Annotated in this window: 17 protein-coding genes; 10 read left to right on the forward strand and 7 right to left on the reverse strand. The window is 72.9% G+C overall.

The window, feature by feature from the left end; genetic code table 11:
• Positions 1-97: 97 nt before the first annotated feature.
• A complete protein-coding gene (locus ACKUU6_RS26895; protein ID WP_407991149.1) occupies positions 98-880 on the reverse strand; it encodes an IclR family transcriptional regulator in 783 nt (260 codons plus the stop codon).
• A gap of 162 nt (positions 881-1,042) precedes the next feature.
• On the opposite strand from ACKUU6_RS26895, the gene ACKUU6_RS26900 reads away from it, so the two are divergent.
• On the forward strand, positions 1,043-2,539 hold the full coding sequence (locus ACKUU6_RS26900) for an aldehyde dehydrogenase (NADP(+)) (RefSeq protein ID WP_407992252.1): 1,497 nt from the start codon (positions 1,043-1,045) through the stop codon (positions 2,537-2,539).
• A 117-nt stretch (positions 2,540-2,656) separates the two neighbouring features.
• On the opposite strand, the gene ACKUU6_RS26905 is transcribed toward ACKUU6_RS26900, so the two are convergent.
• Entirely contained in the window at positions 2,657-2,932 is a 276-nt protein-coding gene (locus tag ACKUU6_RS26905) for a DUF6343 family protein (protein ID WP_407991150.1), read from the reverse strand.
• Between the two features lie 63 nt (positions 2,933-2,995).
• Here ACKUU6_RS26905 and ACKUU6_RS26910 point away from each other — a divergent pair, with 63 nt between their 5' ends.
• Positions 2,996-3,175, forward strand: a complete 180-nt coding sequence (locus ACKUU6_RS26910) for an I78 family peptidase inhibitor (protein ID WP_407991151.1) — start codon at positions 2,996-2,998, stop codon at positions 3,173-3,175.
• Here the strand turns inward: ACKUU6_RS26910 and ACKUU6_RS26915 are convergent.
• The 4 genes from ACKUU6_RS26915 to fabG all read right to left on the reverse strand — a co-directional run bounded on the left by ACKUU6_RS26915 (position 3,099) and on the right by fabG (position 7,917).
• On the reverse strand, positions 3,099-3,851 hold the full coding sequence (locus tag ACKUU6_RS26915) for a phosphatase PAP2 family protein (RefSeq protein ID WP_407991152.1): 753 nt from the start codon (positions 3,849-3,851) through the stop codon (positions 3,099-3,101). The two genes, ACKUU6_RS26910 and ACKUU6_RS26915, sit on opposite strands and share 77 nt — an antisense overlap.
• 136 nt (positions 3,852-3,987) lie before the next feature.
• Positions 3,988-6,714 (reverse strand): NPCBM/NEW2 domain-containing protein, encoded by a 2,727-nt coding sequence (locus ACKUU6_RS26920; RefSeq protein ID WP_407991153.1) that lies wholly within the window; start codon positions 6,712-6,714, stop codon positions 3,988-3,990.
• A gap of 148 nt (positions 6,715-6,862) precedes the next feature.
• Complete coding sequence (locus ACKUU6_RS26925) at positions 6,863-7,054, reverse strand: hypothetical protein (protein ID WP_407991154.1); 192 nt, start codon at positions 7,052-7,054, stop codon at positions 6,863-6,865.
• 95 nt (positions 7,055-7,149) lie between these two features.
• Positions 7,150-7,917 carry a 3-oxoacyl-ACP reductase FabG gene (gene fabG, locus ACKUU6_RS26930; RefSeq protein WP_407991155.1) on the reverse strand — a complete coding sequence of 256 codons (768 nt, stop codon included), beginning with the start codon at positions 7,915-7,917 and terminating at the stop codon, positions 7,150-7,152.
• A 395-nt stretch (positions 7,918-8,312) separates the two neighbouring features.
• Between fabG and ACKUU6_RS26935 the strand changes: the two genes are divergently transcribed.
• Complete coding sequence (locus ACKUU6_RS26935; protein ID WP_407991156.1) at positions 8,313-9,209, forward strand: MarR family winged helix-turn-helix transcriptional regulator; 897 nt, start codon at positions 8,313-8,315, stop codon at positions 9,207-9,209.
• Positions 9,210-9,336: 127 nt separating this feature from the next.
• Here the strand turns inward: ACKUU6_RS26935 and ACKUU6_RS26940 are convergent, their stop codons facing one another.
• Positions 9,337-10,191 carry an aldo/keto reductase gene (locus ACKUU6_RS26940; RefSeq protein ID WP_407991157.1) on the reverse strand — a complete coding sequence of 285 codons (855 nt, stop codon included), beginning with the start codon at positions 10,189-10,191 and terminating at the stop codon, positions 9,337-9,339.
• 329 nt (positions 10,192-10,520) lie between these two features.
• Here ACKUU6_RS26940 and ACKUU6_RS26945 point away from each other — a divergent pair, with 329 nt between their 5' ends.
• From ACKUU6_RS26945 to ACKUU6_RS26975, 7 genes are all read left to right on the forward strand, one after another.
• Complete coding sequence (locus ACKUU6_RS26945; RefSeq protein ID WP_407991158.1) at positions 10,521-12,299, forward strand: ABC transporter transmembrane domain-containing protein; 1,779 nt, start codon at positions 10,521-10,523, stop codon at positions 12,297-12,299.
• Positions 12,296-14,068 (forward strand): ABC transporter ATP-binding protein, encoded by a 1,773-nt coding sequence (locus tag ACKUU6_RS26950; RefSeq protein WP_407991159.1) that lies wholly within the window; start codon positions 12,296-12,298, stop codon positions 14,066-14,068. Before ACKUU6_RS26945 ends, ACKUU6_RS26950 begins: the two co-directional genes overlap by 4 nt.
• Before the next feature lie 159 nt (positions 14,069-14,227).
• A complete protein-coding gene (locus ACKUU6_RS26955; protein ID WP_407991160.1) occupies positions 14,228-14,482 on the forward strand; it encodes a lipopolysaccharide assembly protein LapA domain-containing protein in 255 nt (84 codons plus the stop codon).
• An 88-nt stretch (positions 14,483-14,570) separates the two neighbouring features.
• The gene (locus ACKUU6_RS26960; protein WP_407991161.1) at positions 14,571-15,476 is read left to right on the forward strand and encodes a LysR family transcriptional regulator; all 906 of its coding nucleotides are present in this window, start codon (positions 14,571-14,573) and stop codon (positions 15,474-15,476) included.
• Between the two features lie 89 nt (positions 15,477-15,565).
• Positions 15,566-16,126: a cysteine dioxygenase gene (locus ACKUU6_RS26965; protein WP_407991162.1), complete on the forward strand. Its 561-nt coding sequence runs from the start codon at positions 15,566-15,568 to the stop codon at positions 16,124-16,126.
• A 9-nt stretch (positions 16,127-16,135) separates the two neighbouring features.
• Positions 16,136-17,164, forward strand: a complete 1,029-nt coding sequence (locus tag ACKUU6_RS26970; RefSeq protein ID WP_407992253.1) for a YeiH family protein — start codon at positions 16,136-16,138, stop codon at positions 17,162-17,164.
• Positions 17,165-17,266: 102 nt separating this feature from the next.
• Positions 17,267-17,953, forward strand: a complete 687-nt coding sequence (locus ACKUU6_RS26975; protein WP_407991163.1) for a spermidine synthase — start codon at positions 17,267-17,269, stop codon at positions 17,951-17,953.

A 17,953-nucleotide genomic window follows, 5' to 3' on the forward strand; every position in this document is an offset into this window, starting at 1 on the left:
GGCAGCCCGACCGCCTGCGGTCAAGAGGGCCGACCGGCCCGGAGACGGCACCGGCCCCGCACCGAAGTGCGAAGCCGGTAGCGCAGTTGACGAAGCGTCAGAGATGTCGAGTGGCCAGCGTCAGCCGGTCCCTGGCGTCGAACAGCGCCTCCCTGATCTGCTCCTCCCGGCCCGGCGTCAGCCTCGCCACCGGCACCGACACGCTCACCGCGTCGCGGGCCGGCGTCCGGTACGGCACCGCGACGCCGAAGCAGCGCAGCCCGATGGTGTTCTCCTCGCGGTCCACCGCGTAGCCGCGCTCGCGGACCTCCCCGAGCTCGGCGATCAGCTGCTCCCGGTCGGTGTGGGTGTGCTCGGTGATCGGCTCCAGCACGGCGGGCAGCAACTGCCTGATCCGCTCGTCCGCGTGGGTGGCCAGCAGCGCCTTGCCGTGCGAGGTGCAGTAGGCGGGCAGCCGCCGCCCGATCCGGGTGAACGGGCGCAGACTGTGCTGGGACTGACGGGTCGCCAGGTAGACCACGCTGGTGCCGTCCAGCCGGGCCAGGTGGATGGTCTCCCCGGTGTCCTCGGCCAGCCGGTCCAGGGTCGGCCTGGCCAGCGCCACCACCTCGTCGCCGTCGATGTACGAGCTGCCGACCAGCAGCGCCCGCACCCCGATCCCGTACCGGGTGCCGGTGCCGTCTGTCTCCACCCAGCCGAGCTCGACCAGGGTCCGCAGCAGCATGTAGAGGCTGCTCTTCGGATAGCCGGTCTGCTCCTGCACCTCGGCCAGGCTGTGCATGCCGGGGCGGCCGGCGAAGTACTCCAGCAGTTCGACCGTGCGAACCGCCGACTTGACCTGCGCGCCGCCGCCGGGGCCGGAGTTGGCCGTCGAGTCCATGCGTGCTTGACCCCTTCTGTGACGCGGCGTAGCGTTCCCGCGAGGTTCAACCATTCGTACGGCGTTCAGCATACTGAACAGATCCGGGCTGTGGGAGCCGGGCGCCGCACCTCCGGCGGACGGAGCCCGACCGGTGGCCCGGCCGAGGAGGCCCGCGCAGTGCTGTCAGATCCCCGCCGCCCCGTCCGCACCTCCGACCCCAGGACCGGCGAGCCCGGCCGCGCGGTGGCCGTCGAGTCCGGACCGGAGCAGGTCGACCAGATCGTACGCGCCGCCGCGGCCGCCGCGCCCTCGCTGGCCGACCGCGCCGTCCGGGCCGCACTGCTCCGCGCGGCGGCCGACCGGCTGGCGGCTGCGGCCGACGAGGTGATCGCGGCCGCCGACGCCGAGACCGCGCTCGGGGCGCCCCGGCTTACCGGTGAACTCGCTCGCACCACCTACCAGTTGCGCGCCTTCGCGGAGCAGGTGGAGCAGGGCGGCTTCCTGGACGTGGCGATCGACCACGCCGATCCGGCGCTCGGCCGTCCCGACCTGCGGCGGATGAAGGTGCCGCTGGGCGTGGTCGCGGTGTTCGCCGCCAGCAACTTCCCCCTCGCCTTCAGCGTCCCGGGCGGGGACACCGCGAGTGCGCTCGCGGCGGGGTGCCCGGTCGTGGTCAAGGCCCACCCGGACCACCCGGCCACCAGCGAGCTCTGCGCCCGGCTGATCCGCGAGGCGGCGGTGGCGCTCGGCCTGCCCGCCGAACTGCTCGGCCTGCTGCACGGGTTCGAGGCCGGCCCCGAGTTGGTCGCGCACCCGCTGGTCGCCGCGGTCGGCTTCACCGGCTCGGTGCGCGGCGGACGGGCGCTGTACGACGTGGCGGCCGCCCGGCCCCGGCCGATCCCGTTCCACGGTGAACTCGGCTCGCTCAACCCGGTGGTGGTGACCGAACGGGCCGCGGCCACCCGGGGCGCCGAGATCGGCGCCGGCCTGGCGGGCTCGTTCACGCTCGGCACCGGGCAGTTCTGCGTGAAGCCCGGCCTGGTGCTGGTTCCGGCCGGATCGGTTGAACTGGAAAGGGAGTTGGTGGCCGCTGCGGGGAAGTCGGACGGTGGCCCGCTGCTCGACCCCCGGATGCGGGAGGCCTTCTTGGCGGGCGTCCAGCACCGCGCCGCCCAGCCGGGCGTGCAGACCCTGCTCGCCGCGGGCCCGGCCGACACGGCCCCGCTCGCGGTTACTCCCGGCGTACTCGCGGTCGCGGCGGCGGACCTGACCGAGGAGCTGCTCGAGGAGTGCTTCGGACCGGTCACCGTGCTGGTGCGCTACACCGACGCGGACGAACTCGACGCGGTACTGAGCCGGTTGAGCGGCAACCTGACCGCGACCGTACAGCTCGCGGCGGAGGAACGCGGATCCGAGGCGGCCGCACTGCTGGACCGGCTGCGCCCGCTGGCCGGCCGCCTGGTGGTGGACGGCTGGCCGACCGGCGTCGCCGTCGCCCCCGCCATGCACCACGGGGGCCCGTACCCCGCCTCCACCTCCACCGCGACCTCGGTCGGCGCCACCGCCGTCGAACGCTGGCTCCGCCCGGTCGCCTACCAGAACACCCCGCAGGAGCTACTGCCGCCGGAGCTTCACGACGGCAACCCGCTGGGCGTACCCCAGCGGGTCAACTCCTAGGCCCTGTCCGGGCGATCCTGTCGGATCGGCGTCCAGCCGGGCTGTGACATCAGCCGCCGACGCGGCGGGTCCGACGTCGCACGCCCGGCAAGATCGCCCGGACAGGGCCTGGCGCGCCTAGAGTTCGGTCCGGCGCCGGCGCAGCACCACCAGCAGATCCACCAGCGCGAACAGCGTCAGCACGCCGCAGGCGACGGCGAAGGCGGTCAGGGTGGCCGGGCTCGGCGAGCCGCCGGGGTCGGCCATCGCCGCCCAGAGGGCGAAGCCGGCCGTGGTGAGGGCGAACAGCGGGGTGAAGAGCACGGAGAGCAGGAAGCGCAGCTTGAGGTCACTGCGGGCGGTCCTCGGCTCCGTGCCGCTCTGCCAGGTACGAGGTGTCTTCGTCGGGCGCATCGCCGGTTCACCTCCAAGCCCTACCCTCAACCATATGCCCGTACGACGGAGGGAGTAACAGGGATGGACGAGCAGGAGTACGTCGGCCTGGGACGGGACGAGGCCGAGCGGTTGGCCGCCGAGCGGGGCTGGCGGGTGGTCCGGGTGCTGGCGCCCGATGCGGTGATCACCATGGAGTACCGCGAGGACCGGCTGAACCTGACCGTCCGGGACGGACGGGTGGAGCGCTGCTGGCGGGGCTGACCGCTCGCTGCCGGAGGGCGGTGATCCGCTGTTCGGCGCTGGTCACCAACGGTTCCGTGAGCGGGAGTGCGAGCAGCACCAGCGCACCGGCCGCCCAGCCGGCGAAGACGTCCGAGATCCAGTGCGTGCCCAGGTAGACCGTGGTCAGTCCGATCGAGACCGCCGTGAGCGCGGTCAGCAGCACACCGGTCCGCCGCCAGCGGACCGCAAGGTAGGCCAGCACGCCCCAGGTCACCACGGCGTTCGCGGTGTGCCCGGACGGGAAGGCAGTGCCGCCGAGGAAAAGCTGCGGCAAGCCCCGGTGTTCGGCATAGTGCGGCCCGAGCCGGCCGGTGACGATCTTCACACCGCCCACCGTGACGTTGAGCAGCAGCAGCGCGGCGCCCATCACCAGCAGCGGCCGCACCGTTCGCAGCCGGTGGCAGCGCCAGCCCAGCCAGGCGCAGGCCGCGACCGCCGAGGGTCCGCGCTGCCCCACCAGGATCCAGAGCTCCAGGAGCGGCTGGACGCCCGGCCAGCGCTGGTACGGGCGGAGCTGCTCGAGCGCCCAGTCCAGCTCCACCAGCGGGCTGTCGAGCAGAACCGCCAGGGTCACCAGCAGGTACGCCAACCCGACCACGCCGGTCAGCAGCGCATGCCCACGGCTGGCCGAGCGGAGTGGGACCTGTGCACACACGGCGCAGACCCTACCCGCCCGAACCGGGCCGACCAGGACACCGGGAACGGCAGGACGGCCGCTTCCGCAGGGTGGGGGTCCTGCGGAAACGGCCGGCGACTGCGTCTGACCAGGTGTCAGAGAACCTGTCCCGACATCAGCTGCAGAGGAACTTAGCAGCCGCCCAGTCCCCGTGGTCACCCGTTTTGGTGCCGACCGTGTTCACCTTCAGGTGGACCCGGGAGGCGGTGCCGAGCGGCACGGTCACCGGCAGCGGTGCCGAGCTGCTGGTGAGTGTGGGTGAGGTCCAGAGCGTCGCGCCGTCGGCGACCACCGAGAAGGTGACGTCCCCGTAGCCGCTGATCTCGTCGTCGATCCCGACCGTGGCGCTGAACGAGGAGCACTTGCCCCCGGCCACGAACTCCAGGTCCGAGTCTGCGTGCGCGCCGATGCCCTTGGCGAAGGTGGTCCCGTTCAGGGTCAGGGTGCGGCCGTCCGCCGCGCCCTGCTCGCCGTTGCTGCGGTCCCGCTCGGCAGGGCCCCAGCCGTTGGTCTCGGAGGCGAACGGCAGGTCGCTCGCCCAGGCCCAGGCCGGACCGGTGGTGGTGGCGCCGAGCGCGGTGATCCCGTCCAGGGTGAGCTGGAAGGCGGTGGCGGTGCTCAGCGAGGCGGTCTTCACCTGGGCCACCCCGCCCCGGTCGGCGGAGTCGAAGAACCAGCCCTCGGCCGCCGCGTCGAACGCGGCCCGGTCGGTGAAGCGGGGCAGTGCCCGTCCGCCGAGTGCGACCACCGTGGGGGCGCTCGCGCTGTGCACGCTGAACCGGTACGGCCGGGTGGTCTGCTTGCCGGTGAAGTCACCGACGCTCGCCGACACGTCCACGGTGGCCCGGCCGACCCCGCTCGCAGGTGCGGTGACGGTGGCGGTCTGGGTGGCGGACCGGCCCTGGCGGTGCTCCTTGGTCACCCCATCGTCCTCGTACAGCGAGAAGGAGTTGACACCCTGCGGGTACACGTCCCAGGCCAGCGGGGAGGTGGCGGTGCGGTCCTGGTAGGAGCTGATGCCGGGCCACATCGGGACCACGGCCCCGGCCCTGACGAACAGCGGCAGGGTGTCCAGCGGCGCGCTGTAGCCGTTCACCGTGGTCGGGCCCTGGTAGGTCTTCCCGGTCCAGTAGTCCACCCAGGTGCCCTGCGGCAGGTAGATGCCGTCCCGCACCGAGGTGTCCGAGTAGACCGGCGCGACCAGGAAGTCCCGGCCGCTGAGGAACTCGTACTTCGCCGCGTCGGTCGCGGTCACGGGGTCCTGCGGGTACTCCAGGGCCAGCGGGCGCACCGCGCCGACCCCGGTCCGGGTCGCCTCGGCCGCGTAGCTGTACATGTAGGGGAGCAGCGACTCCTTGAGCTTGAGGTACTTGCGGTTGATCGAGGTGTACGGCTCCCCGTACCGGTAGGGCTGCTTGTCGCTCGGCGCCCAGCCGTCCATCGACATGATGGAGGGCAGGAAGGACTTCCACTGCAGGTCCCGGACGTAGGTCTGGGCGCTGCCGCCGAAGATCCCGTCCACGTCACCCGAGGTGTAGGCGAGACCGGACATGGTGGCGCCGGCGTAGGTCGGGATCTGCCACCTGATGTAGTCCCAGCTGCCGGACTGGTCGCCGCTCCACTGCACCCCGCAGCGCTGCGCGCCGGACCAGCTCTCCGGTGCCCAGGTGAAGCCGCGGGCGGTGCTGTTGTCCTCGATGCCCTGGTAGGCGGCCTTGCAGCCGTCGAGGGCGAACTTGTAGCCGGAGCCGACCCAGGCCACGTCCAGCTTGGCCACCCGCTGGCCGGCCTTGACCTGGTCGGCCAGCTTGCTCAGGCCGTCCTCGGTCCAGAGGCCGAGCTGCATCTTGTGCTGCTGGAGGCCCTGGGCGGTCTGCGCGAGGTTCTCGTAGCCGCAGCCGTAGCCGTCGTTGACCAGCATCCAGCCGTTCGGGATGTCGTTGGCGACGTAGTCGTCGGCGATCTTCAACGCGTCCAGGGTGTGCCGCTCGCCCCGGTTGGCGTTGTGCAGGTAGCAGTCCGAATCGCCCATCTCCAGCCCGTAGACCGGCGGCAGGAAGGGCTTGCCGGTCAGCGCGGTGTATTGGCCGATCACGTCCTTGCTCGACGGCCCGGCGAAGTAGTAGGCGTCGAACCGGGTCTCCTGCTCGGTGGTGGTCACCGGGTCGTTGAAGGCGTACGTGCCGGGGGCGTAGGTGTTGCGGAACACGCCGTACCCGGCCGAGGAGAGGTAGAAGGGGACCGAGTTCGGGTGGCCGCCCTCGTTCCAGTTGTAGTCGACGCCGACCTCGACGGTCTTCCCGCGGTGCGAGAACGAGCCGTTCTGCTCGCCCGCGCCGAAGAACTGCTCGGTGGCGCCCCGGCCGAGGGTCTGGGTGGTGGCCTTGTCGCTCCAGGAGAGCGGTTTGGTCTCCTCCCAGACCTTGCTGCCGTCGGCCCGGTAGAGGCCGAAGCGCAGCGCCGACTTGTACGCCCGCAGGGTGACGGTGGCGGTCGACACCTCGTACCGGTCACCCGCGTCCCGCCAGCTGGTGGCCGGCGGAGTGCCCTGCGGCAGCACGATGTCGCTGCCGGTCGGGTTCGCAAAGGTGCCGGTGGGCGTCAGTTCGATCCGGAACACCTGATCGCTGACGAAGCTGACCCTGGCCTTGGCGGCGCCCGCCGAGATGGCGTAACTGCCGGCCGCGCCGGGGGTGAAGGCGGTGATCGCCCCGGCCGAGCCGCTTGCGGCGGCGGCCGGCTGGGCCAGCCCGGGAGCGATCGTCACCCCGCCCACCGAGAGCACTGCGGCCAGTGAGAGCGAGGCCGACCGGCCTCGCCAGCGTTGCAAAGTTCTGCGCATATGAACCCCTCCGCGTGCAAGAACAAGCATTGCTGAGCAGGTATAGCGCACCTTGGCCCACTTGGCCACACCCCCTGTCGTGACCGGGACAGCAGTCAGGCCCCGTACGGCGTACGGGGCCTGACTCCTCGGGTACTTCTCCGGCGGCTCAGGGGAGCAGTCGCTCCACCGCTGCCGCGCCCTCCAGTTCGAGCTGCCTGCGCGCCTTGTCGAGCAGCTTCGGGGTGGGGGTCCGCCCCGAGGCCATCACCAGGTCCTCGGGGTCCACCGGGTGCTCGCCGCCGGTGTGCAACAGCTTGTCCGGCGTCGGATGCGAATCCACGTCGTCCGCTTGGGTCATCTCATGCCTCCCGTGTCCTCGGGTGCGCAGCGGGCACCCGCACCCCGAGTCTGCTCCTGCCCGCCGGAGCACGCGAGCGGACGGTACGGCCGGTCTCAGTCGAGCGGGCCGCCCGCGACGTAGATGACCTGGCCGGAGACGAAACCGGCGCCCTCGCCCGCGAGGAAGGAGATGGTGTTGGCGATGTCCTCCGGGGTGCCCACCCGGTTGACCGGGATCTGGGTGGCGGCGGCGGCCTTGAAGGCCTCGAACTCCATCCCGATCCGGGCCGCGGTGGCGGCGGTCATCTCGGTGGCGATGAAGCCGGGCGCGACCGCGTTGGCGGTGACGCCGAACTTGCCGAGCTCGATCGCCAGGGTCTTGGTGAAGCCCTGGAGGCCGGCCTTGGCGGCCGAGTAGTTGGCCTGGCCGCGGTTGCCCTGGGCGGAGGAGGAGGAGAGGTTGACGATCCGGCCGAACCCGGCGTCCACCATGTGCTTCTGGCACGCCTTGGACATCAGGAAGGCGCCCTTGAGGTGCACGTTCATCACGGTGTCCCAGTCCGACTCGGACATCTTGAACAGCAGGTTGTCCCGCAGCACGCCGGCGTTGTTGACCAGCACCACCGGGGCGCCCAGCTCGGCGGCGATCCGGTCCACCGCGGCCTGCACCTGCCCGGCGTCGGAGACGTCCGCGCCGACCGCCAGGGCCCGGCCGCCGCCGGCGGCGATCCGCTCGACGGTCTCCTTGCCGGCCTCCTCGGTCAGGTCCACCACCGCGACCGCGTAGCCGTCGGCGGCCAGCCGCACTGCGGTGGCCGCGCCGATCCCGCGAGCGCCGCCGGTGACCACCGCTACGCGGGGGGAGCTGCTCTGCTCGGTCATGTTCGTACTCGTCTCTCTCAGGAGGGTGACAGGAAACCGTTACCCGGGCCGCCGAGGGCCGGGGGAGGTGCTGCGGCGGCCAGATTACCGACCGGTAGGAATGCTGACCAGAGGACAGAGCCGCAGGTGACGGAGGGTGAGGGCGGCCGGAATCGGCAGTTGTGCCGATCAAGTGGACGTGAGCGCGACATACGGCGGAAATATGCCAACTTCGCCGAACAAACATCTACTATTGGCCCCCGCCTGCCCGTAGCGGCCGACCGTTTGTATAGTGTGCGCCAGCAGCCACCGGCTGCACGGCTGGCGCGCCTACCCTCACGGCGGGACGCTTACTCGCCGTTACTGCCCCGCCCGGGTGTCCCACACACGCCGGGTGTGACATCGGGACGGATTTCATGGTGCTGGGGGAGATCCCGACGACCCGCGTGACCGGTCGGCTGCAGCAGTCGCCCGGACACCTCATCCGCGTGGCCCAGCAGGTGCACACCCGCCTCTGGTCCGAGCATGTCGGCAACGAGTTGACGGCGCCTCAGTTCGCCGTTCTGCTCGCGCTGGCGCTCGAACCAGGAGCGGACCAGCGCACCGTCGGCGAACGGGCCTCGCTCGACAAGGCCACGATGGCCGAAATGGTGGCCCGGCTGGTCAGGCGCGGCCTGGTGCTGCGCCGCCGCGACCCCGCCGACGGTCGCCGCAAGCTGCTCGCCCTCTCGCAGAACGGCGCGCAGGCGGTCCGCGAGGCGACCGGCGGAGTGGTCAGGGTGCAGCGGACGCTCTTCGAGCCGCTCAGCCCGGACGAGCAGCTCGAACTGGTCCGGGTGATGGCCAAGATCGCCCGGCTGGAGCCCGCGGCGGTCGCCGCGCTGACCGATGCCCGGCCGCTGCTGGACGCCCAGCGCGCGGTCGGCTACCTGATCCGGGTCAGCCAGCAGGTGCACACCAAGCTCTGGTCCGACCAAGTCGGCTCCGATCTGACGGCGCCTCAGTACGCGGTGCTCGACGCCCTTGAGGCCGAGCCGGGCGCCGACCAGCGCACGGTCGGTGAGCTGGCCTCGCTGGACAAGGCCACCATGGCGGAGATGGTCAGCCGGCTGGTCCGGCGCGGCCTGGTCCTCCGTCGCCGGGACCCGCTGGACGGACGGCGCAACCTGCTCTCGCTCTCGCCCGCCGGGCAGGAGCTGCTGCACCGGTCCTCCGCCGGGGTGCGCGCCGTGCAGGAACTGCTGCTGGCTCCGCTGGAGCAGCACGAGCACGCCGCCGCGATGGCGCTGCTCGCCAAGGCGGCCCGGCTGTAACGATTCATCAAGTGCCATGGACCTGGCAGGAACGATTTGCCTGAGCCCTGCCGCACCGGAAACACCCGCGCAGCCCGACGGCCGCCACCCCGATCACCGGGGGTGGCGGCCGTCGGCATCCCGGAGGTCAGTTCCAGTCGAAGGACTGCGGGTCGGGCCCGAGGCGCTCGCCGGTCTCCAGGGCCGCGATCGCGGTCAGGTCGTCGGCATCCAGCTCGAAGCCGGTCACGTCGAGGTTCTCCACGATCCGGGACGGGGTCACCGACTTCGGGATCGCGATGATGCCGCTCTGCAGGTGCCAGCGCAGCACAACCTGGGCCACCGTACGGCCGTGCTTCTCGGCGATCTTGACCAGCGCGGGCTCGGTGAGCAGCGACTTGCCCTGGCCCAGCGGGCTCCAGGCCTCCGTCGCGATGCCGTGCTCCGCGTGGTAGGCGCGCAGCTCGCGCTGCGGGAAGTGCGGGTGCAGCTCGACCTGGTTCAGCACCGGGACGAGGTCGCTCTCCCGGCGCAGCGCGTCCAGCTGGGCCGGGCCGAAGTTGGAGACGCCGACCGACCTGGCGCGGCCGTCGGCGGCCAGCTCCTCGAAGGCCTTCCAGACGTTGCCGAAGCTGCCGTGCATCGGGCGCGGCCAGTGGATCAGGTAGAGGTCGACGTACTCCAGGCCGAGCTTGCCGAGCGAGTCGTCGAAGGCGCGCAGGACCGCGTCCCGGCCCTGCTGCCCGGACCAGTCGGCGAGGCCCGAGTTCCACAGCTTGGTGGTGACGTACAGCTCCTCGCGGGGCACCCCGGCCGCCGCGATCGCCTTGCCGGTGCCGGCCTCGTTCTCGTAGATCGCGGCGGTGTCGATGCTGCGGTAACCGGCCTTGATCGCCGTCTCGACCGCGGTCGCCGCCTCGTCGTCCGCGACCTGCCAGACGCCGAAGCCGAGCTGCGGGATGGCGCGGCCGTTGTTCAGGGTGATGCTCGGGATGGTGCTCACGGGGAAGGGGTGCCCTCCGGTTGTCCAATGCTGCCGACAGTGGACCAACTGGTGGCAGGGAGCATTTGTTCCTGGACAGGCGGAATTCACCTCAATTGATGATTCGGTCGCCGTTCTGCCGCTGCCCCGGCCTCTGACGTGGCCGGACGGGTGACCGGATGCGGAAAACCGGTTGCGATCGTGGTGAGACCCCCGGCACGCTCGATGCCCATGACGTCGTGACGGACAGTCGCCCCCCAACTCCCCTTCGCCGCCCCGCCCGCCCTGCTCGTGATCCGGTCGGGCCCGGGCCGCGCACCCCTGCCCGAACCACCCCGCATCGGAGCGTCATGCCGCTCACCACCCTGCCGATGGCCGACCCCGGCTGTCCCGATCTCGACTCCCCGCTCGGATTCCTGCGCTGGCTCCAGCGCAGTCAGCGCAGAGGCCAGTGGCTGGCCACCCTCTGGGGGACGGCGGAGATGGGCGCGATGGCCGCCCTCCCGGTCGCCCTCGGCCTCGGTATCCAGGCCGCCGTCGACCACGACACCGGCGGCGTCTGGCAGGCCGGCGCGCTGGCCCTGCTGCTCACCGCCGTCCAGGCCACCGGCAGCGTCCTGCTGCACCGCCAGGCGGTGTGGAACTGGATCACCGCCGCCGCCCAGACCCGCCAGCTGGTGGCCAGACAGGCCAGCGCCCTCGGGGCCGGCCTCTCCCGCCGGATCGCCACCGGCGAGATCGTCGCGGTCAGCAGCGGCGACGTGGAGAAGATCGGCTGGTACGTCGAACTGGTCGCCCGGGTCAGGGCCGCCGTGCTGATCTGGCTGACCGTCAGCATGGTCGTGCTGGCCCAGCAGCCGCTGCTTGGCACCGCCGTCCTGCTCGGCGTCCCGGTGCTGGCGCTCTCCGTGCTGCCGCTGCTCGGCCCGTTCGAGCGCCGCTACAGCGCGCAGCGCGCACTGGGCGGTAAGGCCACCGAGCTGGCCGCCGACACCGTGGCCGGGCTGCGGGTGCTGCGCGGCATCGGCGGCGAGGAGCTCTTCCTGGAGCGCTATCGGCAGGCCTCGCAGCAGGTGCGCGGCGCCGCCGTCAGGACGGCCAGGGTCTGGTCGCTGATGCAGGCCCAGCAGGTCCTGCTGCCCGGCCTGTTCGTGGTCGGCGTGACCTGGTACGGCGTCGAGCTGGCCGCCGACGGCCGGATCGGCGTCGGGGAACTGGTCGCCGTGTACGGCGCGACCGCCTTCCTGGCCGCCCCGCTGCGCATCCTCGGCGAGGCCGCGCACGCCTGGAGCGTCGCCCGGGTCTCCGCCGGGAGGGCCACCCGGGTGCTCTCGCTGCGGCGCACCGCCGACGCGACCGGGCCGACCGCCCGGCTGTCCGCCGCCGGGCGGTCCGACCTGCACGACCCGGTCACCGGGCTGACCGTCCGGGCCGGGCGGCTGACCGCCGTGGTCTGCGCCGACCCCGAGGTGGCCGACCGGCTGGCGGAGCGGCTCGGCGGCCATGTGCCGCTGGCCGAGGGCGAGCTCCCCGAGCCGTCCGCCCGGTTGGGCGGCGTCGAGCTGGACGCCGTAGCGCTGGCCGAGGCCAGGGCGGCGGTGCTGGTGCACGACAAGGAGCCGGTGCTGCTCTCCGGCACGCTGGCCGAACTGTTCGAGATCCCGTCCTCCGGCCGGGTCGGCCCGGCCGAGGCGGTGGCCGCCGCCCAGGCCGAGGACGTGCTCGACGCCCTGGTCGACGGCTCGCCCGAGGCCGGGGGCGACCCGATGCGGGCCCGGATCACCGAGCGCGGACGCTCCCTCTCCGGCGGCCAGCGGCAGCGTCTGGCGCTGGCCCGGGTGCTCGTGGCCGACCCGCCGGTGCTGGTGCTGGACGAGCCGACCAGCGCGGTGGACGCCCACACCGAGTCCAGGATCGCGGCCGGTCTGCGTGGCATCAGGGCGGAGCGCACCACGGTCGTTCTCGCCACCAGCCCGCTGCTGCTCGACCAGGCCGACACCGTGGTGCTGATCGACGGCGGCCGGGTCACCGCCACCGGCACCCACCGCGAACTCCTGCACACCGCCCCGCACTACCGGGCCGTGGTCACCCGTGAGGACGACCAGGCGGCCGTCGAGGAGAAGGTATGAAACCCCCTGTGATCCAGGAGCGTGGCCCCGCCACCATGCTGCCGGTCGGCTCGCCGGCCACCGTGCGGGCGTACGTACGGCTGCTGGCGCGGCGTCACTTCCGCGGCTTCGGCGCGGTGGTGGCGCTGCACACGGTGGCCACGCTGGCCGGGCTGGTCGGCCCGTGGGTGCTCGGCTCGCTGGTCGAGGACCTGAGCGCGGGCACCGCGCAGGGCAAGGTGCTGTCGGCGGTGGGCTGGTACCTGGGCGCGCTGCTGGTGCAGTCGGCGTTCATCGGGTGGTCCCGGCTGTGCGGCGGGGTGCTCGGCGAGGAGGTGCTGGCGGACCTGCGGGAGGACTTCCTGGTCCGCTCGGTGGCGCTGCCGCCCGGCGTGCTGGAGCGGGCCGGCACCGGTGACCTGGTCTCGCGCGGCACCACCGACATCGACCGGCTCTCCAAGTCGATCCGGGAGGCGGTGCCCGAGCTCGCCGTCGCGCTGGTCTCGCTGGTGCTGGTGCTCGGCGCGCTGGTGGTGACCTCGCCACTGCTGGCGATCACCGTGGTGGTCGCGCTGCCGCTGATCCTGACCACCTCGCGCTGGTACTTCCGCCGGGCTCCGCAGTCCTACCGGGCCGAGTCGGCAGGGTACGCGGCGGTGAACACCGTGCTGGCCGAGACGGTGGACGCCGGCCGGACGGTCGAGTCGCTCCGGCTCGGCGCCGACCGGGTGGAACTGACGGACCGCAAGATCGGCGAGTGGCAGGCCTGGGAGCGGTACACGCTCTGGCTGCGCTCGGTCTGGTTCCCGACGGTGGAGGCGACGTACGCCATCGTCATCATCGGCACGCTGGTGCTGGGCGGCCTGTTCACGGTGCGGGGCTGGCTGACGGTGGGTGAGCTGACCGCCGGCGTGCTGTACGCGCAGGCGCTCACCCACCCGGTCGACCTGATCCTGCGCTGGTACGACGAGCTCCAGGTCGGCCAGGCCTCGCTGGCCCGGCTGGTCGGCGTCCGCGAGGTCGAGGACCCGGAGACGGACGAGCTGGCCGTACCGGACGGCCGCCGGGTGGAGGCCACCGACGTCCGGTTCGGCTACCGCGAGGGCGCCGACGTGCTGCACGGCATCAGCCTGGACGTCGCCCCCGGCAGCCGGGTCGCGCTGGTCGGGCCCTCGGGCGCGGGGAAGTCCACCCTCGGGCGGCTGCTGGCCGGCATCTACACGCCCGGCCGCGGCACCGTCACGCTGGGCGGAACCGCACTGGCCCGGATGCCCGCCGAACGGGTCAGGGCCCAGGTGGCGCTGGTCAACCAGGAGCACCACGTCTTTGTCGGCACCCTGCGGGACAACCTGCGGCTGGCCAGGCCGGAGGCGGACGACACCGAGCTGCGGGCCGCGCTGGACGCGGTGGACGCGGGGGAGTGGGCCGAGACGCTGGCCGACGGCCTCGACACCGAGGTGGGCTCGGGCGGGGTGGCGCTGACGCCGCCCCAGGCGCAGCAGCTGGCGCTCGCCCGGCTGGTGCTGGCGGATCCGCACACGCTGGTGCTGGACGAGGCCACCTCGCTGCTCGATCCGCGCGCCGCACGGCACCTGGAGCGGTCGCTGTCGCGGGTCCTGAGCGGCCGTACGGTGATCGCGATCGCGCACCGGTTGCACACCGCGCACGACGCGGACGTGATCGCGGTGGTCGAGCGCGGGCGGATCAGCGAGTACGGGGCGCACGACGAACTGGTCGCGGCGGGCGGGCCCTACGCGGCGCTCTGGCGCAGCTGGCGGGACGAGCACTAGGAGCGGGGGACTGCGACGGTTCGCGACCGGTGGGACGAGGTCGACGTCGCAGTCCCCGAGGCCCTGGTGGCCGACGCGGGTGTCTGCCATTCGGGTGGGATCGGGGGCCGGGCGGCTGGGGTGCGCCGTGGGGGCGGCGGGGCGGCGCAGACTGCGGGGGTGACCAAGACTTCAGGTGGTGCGTCGAGTTCCAAGGGCGGCGGGCGGAGCGAGATCGCGGGGATTCCCACCCGGGTGATCGCGATCGTGGTGATCGTGGTGCTCGCGGTCTGGTTCCTGCTGGCGAATCTGGACAAGGTGAAGATCCAGTTCTGGGTGTTCACCGTCAGTGCGCCGCTCTGGATCGCGTTGCTGGCGACGCTGTTGGCGGGCGCCGCGCTCGGGTGGCTGATGAAGGGCCGCCAGAACAGGTGACCTGACGGGGCCGGGGCCGGGCTGCCGTGATCCATTCGGTTCGGCGAACTCCCTGACCGGCACCCCAAGTTCTGCTTATCATTCGGGGGTGTTCGACTCCCGGCACATCAGGACCTTCCACGAGGTGGTCAGCACCGGCTCGTACTCGGCGGCGGCCCGGGCGCTGGGCTACACCCAGCCCGCGATCACCCAGCAGATGAAGGCGCTCGAACGCGCCGTCGGCGTACCGCTGTTCACCCGGGCCGGCCGGGGGCTGCGGCTGACCGAGGCCGGCGAGGCGCTGGCGCGGCACGCGGAGGTGATCCTCGGGGACCTGCGGGCCGCCCAGCAGCAGCTGGGCGCGTTGGCCCGGCTGCGGGCCGGCCGGGTCCGGGTGTGCGCCTTCCCGAGTGCCAACGCGACGCTGATCCCGGCGGCGATGGCCCGGCTGCTGACCGAGCACCCCGGTGTCCGGGTGGAGCTGCTGGAGGCCGAACCGCCCGAGTCGGTCCAGCGGCTGCTGCGCGGCGAGTGCGACATCGCGCTGGCCTTCGACTACCCCGGTGCACCGACCGAGGTGCCTCCCGAGCTGGTCGAGACGCCGCTGATGGAGGATCAGCTGACCGTGCTGCTGCCGGTCGGCCACCCGCTGGCCCGGCGGCACGCCGTCCGGCTGACCGACCTCACCGAGGAGCGCTGGATCGCCGGCTGTCCGCGCTGCCGGGCCAACCTGCTCCAGGTCTGCGCCGCCCAGGGCTTCGCCCCCGACGTGGTGTTCACCACCGACGACAACCTGGCCGTGCAGAGTCTGGTCGCCGCCGGGGTCGGGATCGCGCTGATGCCCGCGCTGGTGCTCTCGTTCATGTGCCACCGCAAGGTCACCGGGCGGCTGGCCGAACCGCACGTACGCCGCAAGGTCTCCGCGTACGTGCTGCGCGAGCACCTGCGGATACCCGCCACCACGCTGGTGCTGAACGAGCTCAAGGTGGCGGCGGCCGCCCGGGTGGGCTGCTGACCGCGGAGCGGCACCCATAAGCGTCAGCCCACGGAGGGCGAAGGAACTGTCGTTGGACGGTGCGCGGGCGGTGGCCCGACGATCCAGGCATGACAACCTCCGCCGCCCTACCCAGGGTTGACCGCACCGAGCGGGCGGACGAGTTGGTCGCCGAGCTGCGCCGGGCCGTCGGCCGGGGCCTGCCGCCCGACCTCACCGCCCACCTGGCCGCCGAGTGCCTGCTGCCGCACCTCGGGGCGCCCGATCTGCTCACCGGTCCGCAGCAGACCGGCGACCCCGCGCGCTACCGACAGCACCTGCTGCACGCCGAGCCGGACGGCAGCTTCTCGCTGGTCGCCCTGGTCTGGCTGTCCGGCCAGCACACCAATGTGCACGACCACCTCTCCTGGTGCGCCACCGGCGTCCACCTGGGCGAGGAGACCGAACGCCGCTACCGGCTGCTCCCCGACGGCCCCGGCGCCCGGCTGGTGGTCACCGGCGACGTGGTCAACCCGAGCGGTACGGCCTGCGGCTTCGCCCCGCCAGGCGACATCCACCGGGTGCGGAACAGCGGCACCGGCACCGCCGTCTCGCTGCACGTCTACGGCGCCGATCTGGCCCGGCTCGGCAGCAGCATCCGCCGGGTGTACCACCTGCCCGTCGAGGGCTGAGCGGTGGCGATCCCGCTGCGCGCCGTGCCGCGTCCGGTCGCGCCGGCCGGGCTGCGCCGGAACGGCCCCGGGCTCGGTCTGGCGGCGGCCGGGGTGGCCGCCGCCTGGGCCCTGCACCGGGTGCTGCCCGCCGTACCGCTGCTGACCCTCGCCGTGCTGCTGGGGCTGGCGGCCGGTCAGCTGCCCGGCCTGCGAGCGGTGGTGACGGGCCCGGCGAAGGCCGGACTGGCCTTGGCCGCCCGGCGGTTGATGCGGGCCGGGATCGTGCTGCTCGGGCTCAGGCTCGGCCTGCGGGACGTGCTCGGGCTCGGCTGGGCGACCGTCCTTATGGTGCTGGCGGTGGTCGCCGCCACCTTCTTCGGCACCTGCTGGCTGGGCCGCAGGCTCGGCCTGCCCGGCGACCAGCCGCTGCTGATCGCCACCGGGTACTCGATCTGCGGCGCCTCGGCGATCGGCGCGGTCGGCCAGGCCACCGGCAGCGAGGAGGAGGACATCGCCACCTCCTGCGCCCTGGTGACACTCTGCGGCACCCTCGCGATCGCCGTACTCCCGCTGCTGCAGAGCCCGTTGGGCCTGGACGCGGCAGAGTTCGGCCGCTGGGTCGGTGCCGGGGTGCACGACGTCGGGCAGGTGGTGGCCACCGCCCAGACCGCAGGGCCGGTGGCGCTGCGGGAGGCCGTGCTGGTCAAGCTGATCCGGGTCGCCATGCTGGCCCCGCTGGTGGCCGGGGTCACGGTGGCGGTGGCCCGCCGGCCCGCTCGCGCCGCAGGGACGGCCAGGCCGCCGCTGCTGCCGCTGTTCGTGCTCGGCTTCCTGGCAATGGTGGCGCTGAACAGCACCGGGGCGGTTCCCGCCGCAGCCCTGGCGTGGGCCGGGCACGCGCAGGAACTGCTGCTGGCGGCGGCGCTGTTCGCGCTCGGCAGCGCGGTGCGGCTCGGCGCGTTGGCCCGGACGGGCGGACAGGTGGCGCTGCTCGGCCTGGCCTCCTGGGTCCTGGTGGCCGGGGCGGCGTACGGCGGAGTGCTGCTGACCGGCTGACGCCCCCGGGCGGACGGTGGCATAAACCAGTGCTTCGGCCGGAGGTCGGCGTACTAGAGTCGGATCGCTTACGACCGACGAACGACTCGAAGGACCCCCGCGATGACCGTGCTCCCCGATCGGGACGGATTCGATGCTCCCGTCACACTCGACCGGCGCGAGGGCCCGTACGGCGAGGTGGCGCTGCGGCGGCGCGGCGAGCACTACGAGATCATCGCGAACGGCTGCTTCCTGATGGACACCGCCGACGGCCGGTCCGAACGGTTGCTGATCCAGGCGGCGTTGGACGAGCTGACGGTCGAGCGGCCCGCCGTGCTGATCGGCGGTCTCGGGGTCGGCTTCTCGCTCGCGTACGCGGCGGCGGAGCCGCGGTGGGGGCGGATCGCGGTGGCGGAGCGGGAGGACGCGATCATCGGCTGGCACCGTACCGGGCCGCTGTCGGCGTTCTCCGGACACGCCCTGGACGACCCCAGGGTGACGGTGCTGCACGGCGATCTGGTGGCCTACCTGGCCGCCGAGGGCGAGCGCTTCGACGCGCTCTGCCTCGACATCGACAACGGCCCGGACTGGACGGTCACCGAGGAGAACTCCGGCCTGTACGGACCGGCCGGGCTGGCCGCCGCGCAGCGTCGGCTCAACCCGGGTGGCGTGCTGGCGGTGTGGAGCGCGCAGCCGTCCGCAGGCTTCGAGGAAGCGCTGCGGACGGCCGGGTTCGTTGCGGTGCGCACCGTGGAGATCCCGGTGCGGCGCGGCGTGCCGGACGTGGTGCACCTGGCCCGCCGCGCCTGA

It is taken from the genome of Kitasatospora sp. CMC57, from assembly GCF_045866025.2.
Lineage (GTDB): Bacteria > Actinomycetota > Actinomycetes > Streptomycetales > Streptomycetaceae > Kitasatospora.

Coding starts and splice junctions, on each gene's coding strand:
- ACKUU6_RS26935 (WP_407991156.1), top strand. CDS start 8,313: ATGGTGCTGGGGGAGATCCCGACGACCCGCGTGACCGGTCGGCTGCAG.
- ACKUU6_RS26920 (WP_407991153.1), bottom strand. CDS start 6,714: ATGCGCAGAACTTTGCAACGCTGGCGAGGCCGGTCGGCCTCGCTCTCA.
- ACKUU6_RS26945 (WP_407991158.1), top strand. CDS start 10,521: ATGCCGCTCACCACCCTGCCGATGGCCGACCCCGGCTGTCCCGATCTC.
- ACKUU6_RS26895 (WP_407991149.1), bottom strand. CDS start 880: ATGGACTCGACGGCCAACTCCGGCCCCGGCGGCGGCGCGCAGGTCAAG.
- ACKUU6_RS26910 (WP_407991151.1), top strand. CDS start 2,996: ATGGACGAGCAGGAGTACGTCGGCCTGGGACGGGACGAGGCCGAGCGG.
- ACKUU6_RS26925 (WP_407991154.1), bottom strand. CDS start 7,054: ATGACCCAAGCGGACGACGTGGATTCGCATCCGACGCCGGACAAGCTG.
- ACKUU6_RS26975 (WP_407991163.1), top strand. CDS start 17,267: ATGACCGTGCTCCCCGATCGGGACGGATTCGATGCTCCCGTCACACTC.
- ACKUU6_RS26950 (WP_407991159.1), top strand. CDS start 12,296: ATGAAACCCCCTGTGATCCAGGAGCGTGGCCCCGCCACCATGCTGCCG.
- ACKUU6_RS26965 (WP_407991162.1), top strand. CDS start 15,566: ATGACAACCTCCGCCGCCCTACCCAGGGTTGACCGCACCGAGCGGGCG.
- fabG (WP_407991155.1), bottom strand. CDS start 7,917: ATGACCGAGCAGAGCAGCTCCCCCCGCGTAGCGGTGGTCACCGGCGGC.
- ACKUU6_RS26905 (WP_407991150.1), bottom strand. CDS start 2,932: ATGCGCCCGACGAAGACACCTCGTACCTGGCAGAGCGGCACGGAGCCG.